General features: G+C 65.7%; 16 protein-coding genes. 10 read left to right on the top strand and 6 right to left on the bottom strand.

What is annotated here, in order from left to right; all coding sequences use genetic code 11:
• Positions 1-76 precede the first annotated feature (76 nt).
• From DOM66_RS06410 to DOM66_RS06370, 9 genes are all read left to right on the top strand, one after another.
• Positions 77-1,258 (top strand): ATP phosphoribosyltransferase regulatory subunit, encoded by a 1,182-nt coding sequence (locus tag DOM66_RS06410; protein WP_110689570.1) that lies wholly within the window; start codon positions 77-79, stop codon positions 1,256-1,258.
• Between the two features lie 55 nt (positions 1,259-1,313).
• Positions 1,314-2,606, top strand: a complete 1,293-nt coding sequence (locus DOM66_RS06405) for an adenylosuccinate synthase (RefSeq protein ID WP_110674396.1) — start codon at positions 1,314-1,316, stop codon at positions 2,604-2,606.
• 484 nt (positions 2,607-3,090) lie between these two features.
• A complete protein-coding gene (locus tag DOM66_RS06400; protein WP_035470671.1) occupies positions 3,091-3,564 on the top strand; it encodes an SUF system Fe-S cluster assembly regulator in 474 nt (157 codons plus the stop codon).
• Between the two features lie 105 nt (positions 3,565-3,669).
• Positions 3,670-5,112: a Fe-S cluster assembly protein SufB gene (sufB, locus tag DOM66_RS06395; protein WP_110674397.1), complete on the top strand. Its 1,443-nt coding sequence runs from the start codon at positions 3,670-3,672 to the stop codon at positions 5,110-5,112.
• A 76-nt stretch (positions 5,113-5,188) separates the two neighbouring features.
• Complete coding sequence (sufC, locus tag DOM66_RS06390) at positions 5,189-5,941, top strand: Fe-S cluster assembly ATPase SufC (protein WP_110689569.1); 753 nt, start codon at positions 5,189-5,191, stop codon at positions 5,939-5,941.
• Positions 5,938-7,275 carry a Fe-S cluster assembly protein SufD gene (gene sufD / locus DOM66_RS06385; protein WP_110689568.1) on the top strand — a complete coding sequence of 446 codons (1,338 nt, stop codon included), beginning with the start codon at positions 5,938-5,940 and terminating at the stop codon, positions 7,273-7,275. The genes sufC and sufD overlap by 4 nt, the downstream gene beginning before the upstream one ends.
• Entirely contained in the window at positions 7,275-8,516 is a 1,242-nt protein-coding gene (locus DOM66_RS06380; RefSeq protein WP_110674400.1) for a cysteine desulfurase, read from the top strand. The genes sufD and DOM66_RS06380 overlap by 1 nt, the downstream gene beginning before the upstream one ends.
• 5 nt (positions 8,517-8,521) lie before the next feature.
• The gene (gene sufT / locus DOM66_RS06375) at positions 8,522-9,085 is read left to right on the top strand and encodes a putative Fe-S cluster assembly protein SufT (RefSeq protein ID WP_407071977.1); all 564 of its coding nucleotides are present in this window, start codon (positions 8,522-8,524) and stop codon (positions 9,083-9,085) included.
• 224 nt (positions 9,086-9,309) lie between these two features.
• Positions 9,310-9,966: a SanA/YdcF family protein gene (locus DOM66_RS06370; protein WP_110674402.1), complete on the top strand. Its 657-nt coding sequence runs from the start codon at positions 9,310-9,312 to the stop codon at positions 9,964-9,966.
• Positions 9,967-10,092: 126 nt separating this feature from the next.
• On the opposite strand, the gene DOM66_RS06365 is transcribed toward DOM66_RS06370, so the two are convergent.
• From DOM66_RS06365 to DOM66_RS06350, 4 genes are all read right to left on the bottom strand, one after another.
• Positions 10,093-10,533, bottom strand: coding sequence for a hypothetical protein (locus DOM66_RS06365; RefSeq protein WP_035470638.1), 441 nt, complete (start codon positions 10,531-10,533; stop codon positions 10,093-10,095).
• A 109-nt stretch (positions 10,534-10,642) separates the two neighbouring features.
• Complete coding sequence (rimK, locus tag DOM66_RS06360; protein ID WP_110674403.1) at positions 10,643-11,551, bottom strand: 30S ribosomal protein S6--L-glutamate ligase; 909 nt, start codon at positions 11,549-11,551, stop codon at positions 10,643-10,645.
• Positions 11,552-11,584: 33 nt separating this feature from the next.
• The gene (locus DOM66_RS06355) at positions 11,585-12,022 is read right to left on the bottom strand and encodes an ATP-dependent zinc protease family protein (RefSeq protein ID WP_110674404.1); all 438 of its coding nucleotides are present in this window, start codon (positions 12,020-12,022) and stop codon (positions 11,585-11,587) included.
• Positions 12,023-12,026: 4 nt separating this feature from the next.
• Positions 12,027-13,037, bottom strand: coding sequence for a DUF3549 family protein (locus DOM66_RS06350; RefSeq protein ID WP_110674405.1), 1,011 nt, complete (start codon positions 13,035-13,037; stop codon positions 12,027-12,029).
• 298 nt (positions 13,038-13,335) lie between these two features.
• Between DOM66_RS06350 and DOM66_RS06345 the strand changes: the two genes are divergently transcribed.
• On the top strand, positions 13,336-13,662 hold the full coding sequence (locus tag DOM66_RS06345) for a YqcC family protein (RefSeq protein WP_110674406.1): 327 nt from the start codon (positions 13,336-13,338) through the stop codon (positions 13,660-13,662).
• A gap of 129 nt (positions 13,663-13,791) precedes the next feature.
• On the opposite strand, the gene DOM66_RS06340 is transcribed toward DOM66_RS06345, so the two are convergent.
• Together DOM66_RS06340 and putP are read right to left on the bottom strand one after the other, a co-directional pair.
• Positions 13,792-14,343 (bottom strand): OmpW/AlkL family protein, encoded by a 552-nt coding sequence (locus DOM66_RS06340; RefSeq protein ID WP_110689566.1) that lies wholly within the window; start codon positions 14,341-14,343, stop codon positions 13,792-13,794.
• Between the two features lie 315 nt (positions 14,344-14,658).
• Positions 14,659-16,149, bottom strand: coding sequence for a sodium/proline symporter PutP (gene putP, locus DOM66_RS06335; RefSeq protein WP_110674408.1), 1,491 nt, complete (start codon positions 16,147-16,149; stop codon positions 14,659-14,661).
• Positions 16,150-16,253: the final 104 nt, after the last annotated feature.

Raw genomic sequence — 16,253 nt, 5'->3', positions numbered from 1 at the left:
CCAGATGACGTTGTCGGGCGGCGCCGCGTGCCGGCGCCCCCGATCCTCACGACTTACCGCTTGGCAGGACAGGCTCATGACGATCGCTGACCGCTGGCTGCTTCCAGACGGCATGGACGAGATTCTGCCGCCGCAGGCAACCCGTATGGAGGAGCTGCGTCGGACGCTGCTCGACCTGTACGACCGCTGGGGCTATGACCTGGTCATGCCGCCGCCGGTCGAGTTCCTCGATTCGCTGCTGACCGGCACCGGCACCGATCTCGATCTGCAGACGTTCAAACTCACCGACCAGCTCACCGGACGCATGATGGGGGCGAGCGCCGATGTCACCCCGCAGGTGGCACGGATGGACGCTCACTCGCTCAAGCGCCAGGGCCCGGTGCGGCTGTGCTACTGCACCACCGTGCTGCGCGCCCAGGCGGACAAGCACCAGGGTGGACGCAGCCCGATGCAGGTGGGGGTCGAACTGTTCGGCCACGCCGGCCTCGAGGCGGACATCGAGGTGCTGCGCCTGGCGCTCTCCAGCCTCGAGGCGGCGGGCGCCGGCGAGGTCCACCTGGCGCTCAGCCATATCGCCATCTATCGCGCGCTGACCCAGGCGGCGGCATGTGACGACGAGGTGGAGCGGGCGCTGTTCGACGCCATCGAGCGCAAGGCGTTCAATCGGGTCGATGCGCTGGTGGCGGCGCACGTCAACGATCCGGCCCTGGCGCGCATGCTCGGCGAACTGCCGCGGCTGCATGGTGGCGCCGAGGTGTTGGAAGCGGCGCGCGACGCGCTCGCCGAGGCGCCGGCAGCGGTGGGCGAGGCGCTGGCGCAGCTGGTACGACTGCATCGTGGTGTGGCCGCCGAGCATCCCGAGGTGTCGATCTATTTCGACCTGGCCGAGCTGCGTGGCTATCAGTATCACACCGGCATGGTCTTCGCGGCCTACGTGCCTGGCTACGGCCAGGCCCTGGCCAAGGGCGGGCGCTACGATGACACCGGTCGCGCCTTCGGCCGGGCCCGGCCGGCGACCGGGTTCTCCATGGATCTCAAGCAGCTGGCGACGCTGGCCGAGCGCGAACCGCCAGTCAATGGCATCTGGGCGCCCGACGATGACAGCGCTGCGCTCACCGAGACCATCAACCACCTGCGCGCTCAGGGAGAGCGCGTGATTCAGGCACTGCCCGGGCAGCACACCGGTCCGGGCGCTCACCGCTGCGACCGCCAACTGGCGTTCGAGGCGGGCGAGTGGCGCATCGCGCCGCTGCGCTGAGACGAACGGGATTCCGACGCACGCGTCGCAACGAGTCGAGCGAGAGACGAGAGCAATGGGCAAGAACGTAGTCGTATTGGGTACGCAGTGGGGTGACGAAGGCAAGGGCAAGGTCGTCGACCTGCTGACCGAGTCCGCCTCGGCGGTGGTGCGCTTCCAGGGCGGGCACAATGCCGGTCACACGCTGGTGATCGACGGGCAGAAGACCGTGCTTCACCTGATCCCTTCCGGGGTCTTGCGCGATGACAAGATCTGTGTGATCGGTAACGGCGTGGTGCTGTCGCCGGAGGCGCTGATCGACGAGATCAAGGAGCTCGAAGCCAAGGGTGTACCGGTGCGCGAACGCCTGCGCCTGTCACCGGCGTGTCCGCTGATCCTGCCTTATCATGTGCGTCTCGATCAGGCCCGCGAGAAGGCCCGCGGCGTGGCCAAGATCGGCACCACCGGTCGCGGCATCGGCCCGGCCTACGAGGACAAGGTGGCGCGCCGCGGCCTGCGCCTGGGCGACATGCTGCATCGCGAGCGCTTCGCCTCCAAGCTGGGTGAGGTGCTCGATTACCACAACTTCGTGCTGACCCGTTACCACGGCGAGCCGGCGGTGGACTTCCAGGAGGTGCTGGATCAGGCCATGGCGTTCGCCGAGGAGCTGCGGCCGATGGTGTGCGATGCGGTGACCCTGGTGCATGACATCCGCAAGTCGGGCGAGAACATCCTGTTCGAAGGCGCCCAGGGCTCGCTGCTGGATATCGACCACGGTACCTATCCGTTCGTGACCAGCTCCAATACCACCGCCGGCGGGACCGCCACCGGCTCCGGCGTGGGTCCGCTCTATCTCGACTACGTGCTGGGGATCACCAAGGCCTACACCACCCGTGTCGGCTCCGGTCCGTTCCCGACCGAGCTGTTCGACGAGTTCGGCCGTCACCTGGCCGAGAAGGGCCACGAGTTCGGTGCCACCACCGGCCGTGCCCGCCGTTGCGGCTGGTTCGATGCGGTGGCGCTGCGTCACGCGGTGCAGATCAACTCGGTCTCGGGTATCTGCCTGACCAAGCTCGACGTGCTCGACGGGCTCGAGAACATTCGCGTCTGTGTCGGCTACCGCAGCAAGGATGGCGAGACCATCGACAATCCGGTGGACTCCGAGGGCTACGAGGTGATCGAGCCGCTCTATCACGATCTGCCGGGCTGGAACGAATCGACCCTGGGCATCAAGCGTGTCGACGAACTGCCGGCCAATGCGCGCGCCTATATCGCCTTCCTGGAACAGGAGGTGGGGACACCGATCGATATCATCTCCACCGGTCCGGACCGTAACGAGACGATCGTGCTGCGCAATCCTTTCGACTGAGTCGCGACGCGGCCCGTCCTTTCGGCCCGCTGCCTTCGGCAGCGGGCTTTTTATTGCCTGTGTTATTGCCCGTGGCCGCGGCACTCAGGTTGCGATCCCGGCGGCAATTCTTTCAATCCGGGTGATAGGCAAAGGCTGTTGCCCGCGGGCGGCGCCCCGGCATCGTGCCGCTGCCGAGCCTCCAGGGCCTGCCGCTATCTTGTCGCGGCCCGGCGTGAAGCCGCATGCGGTGCGGGTTGGCGCCGTAACGAAACAGGTGGCGTAGACGATCGCCGGCAGTGCTATCGATCTGTGCTGGCGGGCCCGGCAGCGCAGGCGTTTGCCCCATGGCGAGGGTTCACACTCTCTCCAAAGGGGACTAAAATGGTCCTATATGATTCCGCGGGCTTGGATGCCTTTACCGAGCTGGCATGCGGGTCGCGGATCAGCCCGTTTCACCCAAGGCGGCGCGCTCCCGAGGCGCCGTCGAGTGTAGGCCCGGTGCATGCTGAAACTTTCCAAGCTGACGGACTACGCCGCGATGATGATGGCGCAGATCGCGCGGGCGCCCGAGGAGGCCCATACGGCTTCCGAGCTGGCCCAGCGTCTGCATCTGCCGCACCCGACCGTGGGCAAGACGCTCAAGATGCTGGCGAAAGAGGGGCTGTTGATATCGCGGCGCGGCTCCCACGGTGGCTATGTGCTGGCGCGGCCGGCCGTCGAGATCGCCGCCAGCGATATCATCGCGGCAATCGAAGGGCCGATCGGCATGACCGAGTGCAGTCACGTCGACGGTGAGTGCGAGCTGATCGGTACCTGCGGTGTCGCCGACAACTGGCAGCGGGTGTCGCAGGCGATCCGCACGCTGCTCGACGGCGTCACCCTGGCCCATCTGGCCCAAGAAGCACCGATCAAGTTACCCGTACTGATGCCGATCCAGAGTGTCACGCTGCCCAGCGTGGCCGAGGGCCGGCGCTAGAACAGTCAGCACGACTCCCGGGGTCCCGTGGTCGCGACCGGAAGGGGCGCATCGCGGAGAAGAGGCTGGCGCGACAAGACTCTCGAGAAGAGAGGAGAGGAGACCATGGCTAGCGAAGAGATGGAGCAGTTGGTCCGTCGCGAATACAAGCAGGGATTCGTGACCGACATCGAGAGCGAGACCGTGCCGCCCGGCCTGGACGAGAGCGTGATCGCGTTCATTTCCCAGAAGAAGGGCGAGCCCGAGTGGATGCTCGAGTGGCGCCTGGAGGCCTACCGTCAGTGGCTGAAGATGACACCACCGTCGTGGGCACATCTGGAGTATCCGCCGATCGACTACCAGGCGATCTCCTACTTCAGTGCGCCGAAGAAGCCCGAGGATCGGCCGCAGAGCCTGGACGAGGTCGATCCCAAGCTGCTCGAGACCTACGAAAAGCTGGGCATTCCGCTGCACGAGCGGGCCGCCCTGGCCGGCGTCGCGGTGGATGCGGTGTTCGACTCGGTGTCGGTGACCACCACCTTCAAGGAGAAGCTGGCTGAGGCGGGCGTGATCTTCTGTTCGATCTCGGAAGCGATCCGCGAATACCCCGAGCTGGTGCGCCAGTACCTGGGGACCGTGGTGCCACGTAGCGACAACTACTTCGCCGCGCTCAACTCGGCGGTGTTCACCGATGGCTCCTTCGTCTACGTCCCCGAGGGCGTGACCTGTCCGATGGAGCTCTCCACTTACTTCCGCATCAACGCCGCCAATACCGGGCAGTTCGAGCGCACCCTGATCGTGTGTGACAACAAGGCTCAGGTCTCCTATCTCGAGGGCTGCACCGCGCCTCAGCGCGACGAGAACCAGCTGCACGCGGCGGTGGTCGAGCTGGTGGCGCTGGAAGAGGCCTACATCAAGTACTCCACGGTGCAGAACTGGTACCCCGGTGATGAAGACGGCAAGGGCGGTATCTACAACTTCGTCACCAAGCGCGGTGACTGCCGCGGCGACCGCTCGCGCATCAGTTGGACCCAGGTCGAGACCGGTTCGGCGATCACCTGGAAGTACCCCTCGTGCATGCTGCGCGGCAAGGAGAGCATCGGCGAGTTCTACTCGGTGGCGGTGACCAACGGCCGCCAGCAGGCCGATACCGGCACCAAGATGATCCATATCGGCGAGGGCACGCGCTCGACCATCGTGGCCAAGGGCATCGCCGCCGGGCGCAGCGATCAGGCCTACCGCGGTCTGGTCAAGATCGGCCCGCGGGCCAAGGGGGCGCGCAACTATACCCAGTGCGACTCGCTGCTGATCGGTGACCAGTGTGGTGCGCACACCTTCCCGTATCAGGAGATCGGCAACTCCAGCGCCACCGTCGAGCACGAGGCGACCACCTCCAAGATCGCCGACGATCAGCTGTTCTACTGTCGTGCCCGCGGGATCGACGAAGAGGATGCCGTCAGCATGATCGTCAACGGCTTCTGCAAGGACGTCTTCCAGGAGCTGCCGATGGAGTTCGCCGTCGAGGCCGAGGCACTGCTCAACGTGACCCTCGAGGGGTCGGTCGGCTGAGACCGCATCATCCGAGCCGTTTATCGTCATCATCGAGCGGCCGCGCGGCGGCGCTCATCGTTTCAAGGGTTTTTTCATGCTCGAAGTCAAGGATCTTCACGTCACGGTCGAAGGCAAGGCCATCCTCAAGGGTCTCGACCTGACGGTACAGCCCGGCGAAGTTCACGCCATCATGGGCCCCAACGGCGCCGGCAAGTCCACCCTGTCCGCGGTCATCGCCGGCAAGGATGGCTACGAAGTCACCCAGGGCAGCATCCTGTTCGAAGGCCAGGACGTGCTCGAGATGGAGATCGAGGAGCGCGCCCGTGCCGGCCTGCTGCTGGGCTTCCAGTACCCGATCGAGATTCCCGGGGTGAAGAACATCTATCTGCTCAAGGCCGCGCTCAACGCCGCGCGTGAAGCGCGTGGCGAGGGTGAGATCCCGGCGCCGGAGTTCATGAAGCTGGTGCGCGAGAAGAGCGCCGAGATGCAGATGGACCCCAGCTTTCTGCAGCGCGCGGTCAACGAAGGCTTCTCCGGCGGTGAGAAGAAGCGCAACGAGATCCTGCAGATGCTGGTGCTGCAGCCCAAGCTGGCGATGCTCGACGAGATCGACTCGGGTCTCGACATCGACGCCATGAAGGTGGTCGCCAACGGCGTCAACTCGCTGCGCAGCGCCGATCGCGCGATCCTGCTGGTGACCCACTACCAGCGTCTGCTCAACCATATCGAGCCGGATCGGGTTCACGTGCTGGTCGACGGCCGTATCGTCAAGAGCGGTGACAAGAGCCTGGCGCTCGAACTCGAAGCGCGCGGTTACGACTGGGTACTGGAGGAGTCCGTCGCATGAGTGCACCGGAACGCTTTCTCGAGCGTCTGAACGCGCGTCGCGAGAACGATCCGAGCTGGGTGGCGGCACGGCGCCAGGCCGGCGCGGCGCGCTTCGCGGCGGTCGGTTTCCCGACTCGGCGCGACGAGGCGTGGAAGTATACCGACGTACGCGCCATCGCCGAGGGTGACTTCGCCTTGGCCGCGGACGCCGAGTTCTTGGCCGAGCGACTGGCCGCCTGCGCCCTCGAACTCGACGCCCACCGCCTGGTGCTGGTCGACGGCCGCTTCAACGCCGAGCTGTCGTCGCTCGACGCGCTGCCCGCCGGCGTCAGCGTGACGCCGCTGTCGCAGGCGCTGGAGGCCAACCACGAGCAGGTGGGTGGCAGCCTGGGACGCCTGGCCGGCGTCGACTTCTCCGCCTTCACGGCGCTCAATACCGCCTTTGCCGATGAAGGTGCGGTGGTGCGCCTGGCGCCGGGTACGGTGGTCGACAAGCCAATCTATGTGGTGCTGATCTCGCGCGCCAACGAGCAAGCGGTGATGAGTCATCCGCGGGTGCTGATCGAGGCCGGCGCGCGCAGCGAGGCGACGGTGATCGAGCACTATGCCGGTGAATCCGGGGCGGCCAACTTCACCAACGTGGTGACCGAGGCGCTGCTCGAGCGTGGTGCCATCGTCAACCACTACAAGCTGCAGGAGGCCGCGCTCGGCGACCTGCACGTGGCCAGCATCCATGTCGATCAGAGCCGCGACAGCCGCTTCAACTCGTTCAACCTCAATCTGGGCGGTAGCCTGGTGCGTACCGATCTGGTCACCGATCTCAACGCCGAGGGTGCCGAGGCGGCCTACTACGGGCTGTTCTTCCTGCAGGGGCGCCAGCACGTCGACAACCATACTCTGGTCAACCACAACGCGCCGCGGACCTTCTCCAACGAGAGCTACAAGGGCATCCTCGACGATCGCTCCCACGGCGTGTTCAACGGCAAGGTCTACGTCAAGAAGGACGCCCAGCAGATCGAGGCGTACCAGAACAACGCCAACCTGCTGCTGTCGGATCGTGCCGAGATCGATACCAAGCCGGAGCTGGTGATCTACGCCGACGACGTCAAGTGCTCCCACGGTGCGACCACCGGTCAGCTCGACGAGGAAGCGGTGTATGCGCTGCGTACCCGCGGCATCGACGTGGCGATGGCGCGTGGTCTGCTGACGCTGGCCTTCGCCGGCGAGGTGATGGAGCAGGTCAAGCTGAACGAGATCGCCGAGCGCGTCGAGCGCGCGGTGGCGGGGCGCCTGCCGGAACGCTTCAATCTGGCCGATCTGGTCGAGACCGCCGAGGCGGTACAGGAGGCTTGATGACCGCGATCACCGATTTGACCCTGGACCTGGCCGCGGTGCGCCGAGACTTTCCGATCCTGGAGCGGGAAGTGCACGGCAAGCCGCTGATCTATCTCGATAACGCGGCGACCAGCCAGACGCCCACGGCGGTGATCGAGAGCCTGAGCGACTACTATCGCCGCTACAACGCCAACATCCACCGTGGCCTGCATACCCTGGCCGATGAGGCCACCGCTGCCTACGAAGGCGCGCGGACGCGGATCCAGACCCACCTCAATGCCTTCGAGCCGCGCGAGATCGTGTTCACCCGCGGTACCACCGAAGCGATCAATCTGGTCGCCAACAGCTGGGGGCGGGCCAACCTCCAGCCGGGTGACGAGGTGCTGGTGTCGCTGATGGAGCACCACTCCAACATCGTGCCGTGGCAGCTGCTGGCACAGGCGTTGGGCATCGTGGTGCGGGTGATTCCGGTGGACGAGCGCGGGGTGCTCGACCTCGCCGCCTACCGTGATCTGCTCGGCGAGCGCACCCGGCTGGTCTGCGTCAACCATGTCTCCAACGCCTTGGGCACGGTCAACCCGGTGGCCGAGATGGCGCGGGATGCCCACGCCCACGGTGCCCTGATCCTGGTCGACGGCGCCCAGGCGCTGCCGCACCAGCGGGTCGACGTGCAGGCGCTGGATGTCGACTTCTATGCCTTCTCCGGGCACAAGGTCTACGGCCCCATGGGCATCGGCGCGCTCTACGCCCGGGCGTCACTGCTGGAGGCGATGCCGCCGTGGCAGGGCGGCGGCGAGATGATCTCGCGTGTCTCCTTCGACCGTGGCACCGAGTTCGCTGCCATCCCCCATCGTTTCGAGGCGGGTACGCCAGCGGTACCCGAGGCGATCGCTCTGGGCGCGGCGCTCGACTGGATCGACGGCGTCGGTATCGAGCGTCTGGCGGCGTGGGAACAATGGCTGCTGGCACACGCCACCCAGAAGCTCGAGGGCATCGATGGACTGCGGATCATCGGCACCGCGCCGGACAAGGCGAGCGTGATCTCGTTCGTGGTCGACGGTGCGCATGCGCAGGACATCGGGCTGCTGATCGATCAGCTGGGGGTGGCGATCCGTACCGGTCACCACTGCGCGCAGCCGCTGCTTCAGCACTTCGGGGTCGAGGCGACCTGCCGCGCCTCGCTGGCGGTCTACAACACGCCGGAGGAGGTCGACGCCTTCGTCGAGGCGTTGCAACGGGTGCTGGGGATGCTGCGCTGATGACGATGGACGCGAAGCACGGACTCTACAGGGGGCAGGAGATGCCCCTGCAGCGGGACGTCGAGGTCATATCGATTCCCTTCGGCAAGACCATCACGCTGCCCGAGGACAGCGTGGTGGCGGTGATGCAGGCCAAGGGGAGTTCGGTGAGCGTCTCCTACGAGGGGCGGCTCTACCTGATCGAGGGCCAGGATCTCGACGCCCTGGGGCTGACGCCGACACCGCGGCCGACGCTCGACCCGGCGGCCTCCGAGGAGGAGATGGAGGCCTTCGTGTGGGAGCAGTTGCGCACCTGCTTCGATCCCGAGATTCCGGTCAATATCGTCGAGCTGGGGCTGGTCTACGGCTGCCGTATCGAGCGCCTGCTCAGCGGCGAACGCATGGTGACCATTCGCATGACGCTGACCGCCCCGGGCTGCGGCATGGGCGACGTGATCGCCGAGGATGCACGGCGCAAGATCCTGGGGGCGCCGCAGTTCTCCAAGGTGCACGTGGAAATCGTTTTCGATCCCCCGTGGAGCCGTGAGATGATGAGTGAAGAGGCGCGCCTGGAACTGGGCATGTTCTGAGCCGGCTTGGCGCAGGCGCCACGAGTAGACCCTGAGCGTGCGAGGTTCGGCGCTGCGTCGCGAAGACGTGCCGGCTTTCCGACAAGGCAACGACCGCAAAACGAACGCAAGATGCAGATCGACACCGACTCCCGCCGCTTACCCCGCTATTGCCGACGCTGTCTCTCTCCCCATCGAGGCGACCGCTGGTGGTTGCCTCGCTGTCTGCCTCACCGCGGCGCGCTATGCTGCGGTTACTGAAGGGGCTGCTCAAGGCGCTGCTGGTCGGGCTCGTGCTGCTCGTCCTCGGCGTCGTCGCGATCAATCTGTGGGTATTGCACCAGACCCAGTCGCGGATCGAACACGACGTGCTGCTGTGCCGGCCGCAGCCGGTGGGCCTGGTCTTCGGCACCGCCCAGTGGCTGCGCGCCGGTGGCCCCAACCCCTACTATCGGGCACGCATGGAGACCGCCGCGGAGCTGTTGCGTCTCAATCGCGTGCAGCATCTGCTGCTCTCCGGCGACAACCGTACTCGCTACTACAACGAACCGGTGAGCATGTGGCGCTCGCTGCGCCATCGCAACGTCGAGGATGCCCACATGACCCTCGACTACGCCGGGTTCAGCACTTTCGACAGCGTGGTCAGGGCCAAGGAGGTGTTCGGCGCCAAGCGCCTGATGCTGATCTCGCAGGCGTGGCATCTGCCGCGGGCGCTGTTCATCGCCGATGCGCTGGGGCTCGATGCCACCGGCTGTGCGGTGCCCGACGGAGGGATCGCCGGCGAGTGGCGGCTCAGGCTGCGCGAGTGGCTGGCGCGGGCGGCGACCTTCGGTGATCTCTACCTGTGGGGGCGCGAGCCCTATTTTCTCGGCCCGCTGGAGCCGATCCAGCTATCGCCGTGAGCCGGTGCCATCCTCTGGCCAGAGCGGCTTGGGGTCAGCAGATAGGCCTGTGCCGCCAGGAAGGCGTCAGTCGATTGTGGGCGTTGAAGGCAGGCGGTCGAGCCGCCGCTGGCGGCGGCTCATGGGTCAGCGCTGACGCTGCTGCAGCTTGGTGATCTCGCGGATCAGCGCACGGCAATTCTTCCAGCAGCGCTCCAGGGCCGGCTCCAACGGATCCGGCAGGGGATGGGTGAAGGCGTTGCCCAGCGCTTGCATCAGCACGCGCTCCTGCTCCAGCAGCTCACCCAGCAGCACCGCGCTGTCGTTGCCGACGAAGCTCTTGATGCGGCTCCATAGCCACAGATAGTCGTCGCGCTCGACGTCGGCGTCGCGGGGCAGCATGGCGAGGTGTTCGCGAACCAGATCCTGCAGCTCGCGCATCGCCGCGCCACGTTCCTCGTAATGCGGTTTCAGGGCATTGCGCAGCGCCGGGCGCAGGCGATCGAGATTGTCCTGAAAATAGTCGAGACTGTCGGCCAGCGCCTCCAGGACGCTGTCCATCGCCACCTGGCGATTGTCGAGAAACATGTGCGGTCACCTCCTGAGGTGACACAAATTGTGCGGCCGGAAACACTGTTTTTCTACCCCTGAAGAGATAAATTTTTAGGTTTTCCGGCTATTTGTTGAGATTGACGGATCAGCCATTGGGTTTGGGCGGCGCCTTGCGCGGGGTCGCGGCGTTCTTCTCCAGATGCTCGATGATCTGCCCGGCGATATCCTTGCCGGTGGCGCTCTCGATCCCCTGGAGCCCGGGCGAGGAGTTGACCTCCATGATCACCGGCCCATGGTTGGAGCGCAGCAGGTCGACCCCCGCCACGCGCAGCCCCATCGCCTTGGCCGCGCGGATCGCCGTGGAGCGCTCCTCGGGGGTGATGCGGATGACGCTGGCGGTGCCGCCACGATGCAGATTGGAGCGGAATTCACCTTCGGCGGCCTGGCGCTTCATCGCCGCGATCACCTTGTCGCCGATCACGAAGCAACGGATATCGGCGCCCTTGGCCTCCTTGATGTACTCCTGCACCATGATATTGGCCTTCATGCCCATGAAGGCCTGGATCACCGACTCCGCGGCCTGGTTGGTTTCGGCCAGCACCACGCCGATGCCCTGGGTGCCCTCCAGCAGCTTGATCACCAGCGGCGCGCCCTTGACCATGGTGATCAGGTCGGGAATGTCGTCCGGCGAGTGGGCGAACCCGGTCACCGGCAGGCCCAGCCCCTTGCGCGACAGCAGCTGCAGCGAGCGCAGCTTGTCCCGCGAGCGGGTGATCGCCACCGAGTCGTTGAGCACGTAAGTACTCATCATCTCGAACTGACGCAGCACCGCACAGCCGTAGAACGTCACCGAGGCGCCGATCCTCGGCACGATGGCGTCGAATGCTTCCAGCTCCTGCCCCTTGTAGTGGATCGAGGGGCGGTGCGAGGCGATGTTCATGTAGCAGCGCAGGGTATCGACGACCCTGACCGTGTGGCCCCGCGTCTCGGCGGCCTCGATCAGGCGGCGCGTCGAATAGAGATTGCGATTGCGTGACAGGATGCCGATGTGCATGAGCGAGGGCTCCAGAGTGAACGATCCGGCGAGTCAGGGCTCGCCGTGCAGAAAAGCGGCACCGGGGGCGACCAGCAGTCGCCGCATCGCGCGGCGTCCCAGCAGCATGGGATGGCGCATATCGCTGCGGTCGGTCAGGGTGAGTTCGATGGGGAAATCCAGGTTGCCCAGCACCAGCCGGGTACGAATCACGTAGCGCCACTCCTCCTGACCGTTGGAGCTTCTGACCTTGCGTCGGTCGTGCAGCGGCTGCAGGCACTCGTGTGCCGGGGTGGCGTGGCCGCTGGTTCGGGTGACGAAGCGCACCCAGGGGTGGCCGTGCTCCTCGAATGGTTCGATCACCTCGGCGTGCAGCGCCGAGGTACGGGCGCCGGTATCCGCCTTGCAGCAAAGGGTCAGGTCGAGATCGGGTAGCGCGACCATCTCGCGTCGTCCGATCACCGCCTTGGCCTGATAGGGCAGTGCTTTCATGGGCTCAGACGTTCCACTCTGCAACGCGCCGGCCGAGGGCAGACTCCCGCGGCGCCTGGCGCAACATCATCAATATTGGCAGTCTCAGGCGCGGGATCAATGCCAAATCGCGTACGACACGACGAAAGTGAAGCTGCTCGCTCGCCGCCAGGCGATCGAGGAATCGCGTCAGCCGCCCTTCATCTTCCAGATGGTGCCAGCCGCGTGCTGCCACTGCGACCAGACAGTCGGCCGCCATCAGTTCGTCACGTTCGAGCCACTGCCCCAGCCAGGCGCTCACCGAGGCTTCGGGACTACCCAGCAGGGCGCGCAGCAGGGCGCAGTAGCGCTCCAGATCCTGAGCCTCATGGGCGTGCTCCAGGCATGCGATCAGCGGCGCGTGCAGGGAGGCCGGCAGATCGCCGTGTTCCATCAGGTAGCACAGCGGGATCAGGACCTCTCGCGGCAACTGGTCAAGCCGCGCTGCGAGCGCCTCGCAGGTTGCAGGGTCGGGGGCGACGACCCAGTCTGCCAACCCCTGCAGCCCGAGCAGCTGCCAGTGCACCTCGGCATCGCCAGCCAGATAGCGTGCGGCCAGCGCGCGCTGGGGCGAGGGCGGCCGCGCGAAGTGGCGCGACAGCCGGGCGTGGAGCAGGGCGCGCTGATGCAGCTCGGGTTCCAGCGCCACCGGATTGTCCTGCATCAGGTTGTCCGGCGTCGCCGTGTCCGGCGCTTCGCCGCTGGCGCCCAGGGTCAGTAGCAGGCGCTCGAGAAAAGCGTCCCGGGATGCCGGGCTGAGCATACCCTGCTCGTCCAGCGGCAGGGCCAGGAACCACACCACCGGATCGGCACCCGCCGCCGGCCAGCGCAGGGCGCAGGCGAACTGCGCCTGTGCATTCCACGGCAGTGGCCAGGCCTGGCGCTCGCGTTCGAACGCCTCGAAGGTGTCGCGGGTCAGCGGCGCCACGCGCCGTCCCAGGCTCGCGAGCGCCACCTCGGCGCCGCTCTGGGCGAAAAAGTCGCTCAGCGTCTGCATCGATCGTCGCTAGCCAGTGAAGAGAGGCGCGCACTGTAACGCGCCTGCCCGAGAGTGAACAGAGGCTGGCCAAAAATTGAGCATGCCTCGCGATATCTCGTGGCGAGCCGCCAAGGGCGATCTGTTCAGAGTTTATCCACAGTCTCTTTCAGGGTATCTGTGAGCAACCCGATTGGGTCACAATAGGCGCGCAACGATACCGGTGCGGTGCTGCCAGGGTGCACGGCGAATCCGCTATCGCGGCGGCGCCGGGCGCTGGCGGCGACCGGCTCCGGACCCCGGCAAGCAAGGAGCGTGAATGACTTCACATGATGCGCTGGCGCAGGCGTTGCGCCAGCTGGAAACGGCGCTGGATGAGGCCGAGCTGTGGGAGGTGTCAGCACCGCCGGCGGAGGCCTTCGACAGCCAGCAGCCATTTTGCGTCGATAGCATGACGCTGCCCCAGTGGCTGCGCTATGTATTCGTGGCGCGACTCCAGGCGCTGGTCGATGCGCGCGCGCCGCTGCCCGCCAAGTGCGAGGTAGCCCCGGCACTGGAGGTGTGGCTGAAGGATGTTTCGGGGCCGCACAAGACGGCGGTGGTGGACGCGCTGGCGACGGTGGATCGGCTCGTCACCGAGGGGTGAGGGCGGCAGGCATCGCCGCGCTGCCTGTGAGCAGGGCCCGCCCAGTGGGTATGACCACAAGCGTGTATGAAAAACGAGTGGGCATAAAAAACCGGGCCAGGGGCCCGGTTTTTTTCGTTCTGGTGACGCTTAGAAGCGCAGCATCGCGCCGGCACCCACGGTGACCGGGTCGAGGTCGATGTCGCGGCCGCCGCTGATGTCGGCGTTGACGTCGGTGTACTGTGCGAAGGCGTTGAAGCCGAAGTTCTGAGTCACGTTGAGGTCGACACCCAGTTGACCCGTGGCACCCCAGGAGTCATCGACGCTACCCACGCCGCTCTCGCTGGAGAACGTGGTGTAGTTGACGCCGACGCCGGCGTACGGCTGCACGCGGGAATCCATGCCGCCCAGCGGGTAGTACTGAGCCATCAGGTTGACCGGAACCTGCTTGAAGGTGCCGCCTTCAGCGTGGACCTTGGTTTCAGTCATCGAGCTCAGCTCTACGCCCAGCTTGTCTTGGAACATGTAGCCGAGACCCAGGTAGGCGCCGGTGTCGCGATCGGCATAGCCGGTGTCGACGTCGGTCTTGGCAACGCCGGCACGGGCGAAGAAATCACCGGCGCCGTAGGCGAATGCAGCCTGGGTTCCGAATGCGCAAGCGCCGGCAACAACCATGGCAGAGAACAGTTTGGTCTTGGTCATGATCAAGGACTCCTTTCTTTACATCATGCAGCCGTATTACCGGCCTTCACATTCAATGAGACAACGATGAGGATGATAGGAAACGCTGTTCTTTAAGTCCAGTAAAATTTTGAAACAGTGTTTTCTAGCGAATTGGAACGGTGCTGCCCGCACGCCTCGGTGCCTGCAGCCGCGAGTTAAACTTAGTCGCTGCAGGCCAGGCATGCCAGTGCCGGATGGCTTCGCCACCGAGCGCTTCCTGTCGAGGCCAGGGGGCAGGTGCGGGCATGAAAAAGGGCCCCCGCAGGGGCCCTTGATCTTGACGGTCGAGCACGCTCAGCGCGTGATCTGGCGATACTCGCCGGCGTCGCTGGTCATGCGGCTCACCAGCACGATGGCGAGGAAGGAGGCGATGAAGCCGGGGATGATCTCGTAGACGCCGGGGCCACCCAGGAACGAGCTGCTGAAGCCCAGCGCGATCCACACGATCACCGTCAGCGCGCCTACCACCATGCCGGCGATGGCGCCGGCGCCGTTGGTCCGCGACCACATCAGCGACAGCAGGATCAGCGGGCCGAAGGCGGCGCCGAACCCGGCCCAGGCGTTGCTGACCAGACCCAGTACCTGGGAGTCGGGGTTGGAGGCGATGATCGCTGCCACCACGCCCACCGCGACCACGCTCAGCCGGCCGATGGCAACGGTCTCCTTCTCGCTCGCTTCCTTGCGCAGGAACAGGCGATAGAAGTCCTCGGTGAGCGACGAAGAGGCCACCAGCAGCTGACTGGAGATGGTGCTCATGATGGCCGCCAGCAGCGCCGCATAGAGGAAGCCGGTGATCAACGGATGGAACAGCAGGTTGGAGAGGATGATGAAGATCGTCTCCGGGTCCTGCACGTCGAGGCCGTTGCGGATCGCATAGGCGCGGCCGAAGATGCCCACCGAGATCGCACCGATCAGCGAGATGAGCATCCAGCTCATGCCGATGTTACGTGCCGTGGGTACATCCTTGACCGAGCGGATCGCCATGAAGCGCACGATGATGTGGGGCTGGCCGAAGTAGCCCAGGCCCCAGGTGACCGCAGAGAGCCAGCCGACGATGGTCAGCCCGTCGGTCCAGGAGAGCAGCGAGGGATCGACCTGGTTGAGCGTCTGCTGGGCCTGGCTGAAACCACCGCCGCCGTCGCCGTAGAGCACCACGGCGGGCATGATCACCAACGCCAGCATCATGATGCAGCCCTGCACGAAGTCGGTCATGCTCACCGCCAGGAAACCACCGACCACGGTATAGACCAGCACCACCCCGAGGGTGAGGATCACCCCGGTGGCGTAGTCGCTCAGCCCGCCGATGTCGATGACGCCGGAGAAGGCGCTCTCGAACAGCTTGCCGCCGGCCACCAGGCCCGAGGCGGTGTAGACCGAGAAGAACACCACGATGACGATGGCCGAGACCGTACGCAGCGACAGCGCGCGGGTCGGGAAGCGGTTGGCCAAAAACGCCGGAATGGTGATGGCGTTGCCGTAGTGCACGGTCTGCTCGCGCAGCCTGGGTGCCACCAGCAACCAGTTGAAGAAGGCCCCGACGAACAGGCCGATACCGATCCATGCCGAGGCGAGGCCGGAGACGAACATCGCCCCGGGCAGGCCCAGCAGCAGCCAGCCGCTCATGTCGGAGGCGCCGGCCGAGAGGGCGGCGACCTGCGGACTCAGAGTACGCCCCCCGAGCATGTAGTCTTCGGAAGTGGCGGTGGACGTGCGCATGGCGTAGAGGCCAATGGCGATCATGAGCACGAAGTAGGCACACAGGCTGATCCAGACACCGATAGCCATAGAAGCGTCTCCTGTTACTTAGTTATTAGTTGGGAGGGGCGTTGCGGGCCGGAGCAGGGCTCCGGCTCGTCAGCGATCGTCACTCGGGCCGTCGCTGCGTCAGC

The sequence above is a fragment of the Salinicola endophyticus genome (assembly GCF_003206575.1).
Taxonomy (GTDB): domain Bacteria; phylum Pseudomonadota; class Gammaproteobacteria; order Pseudomonadales; family Halomonadaceae; genus Salinicola; species Salinicola endophyticus.
This window is presented reverse-complemented; position numbering and strand designations above follow the sequence as displayed.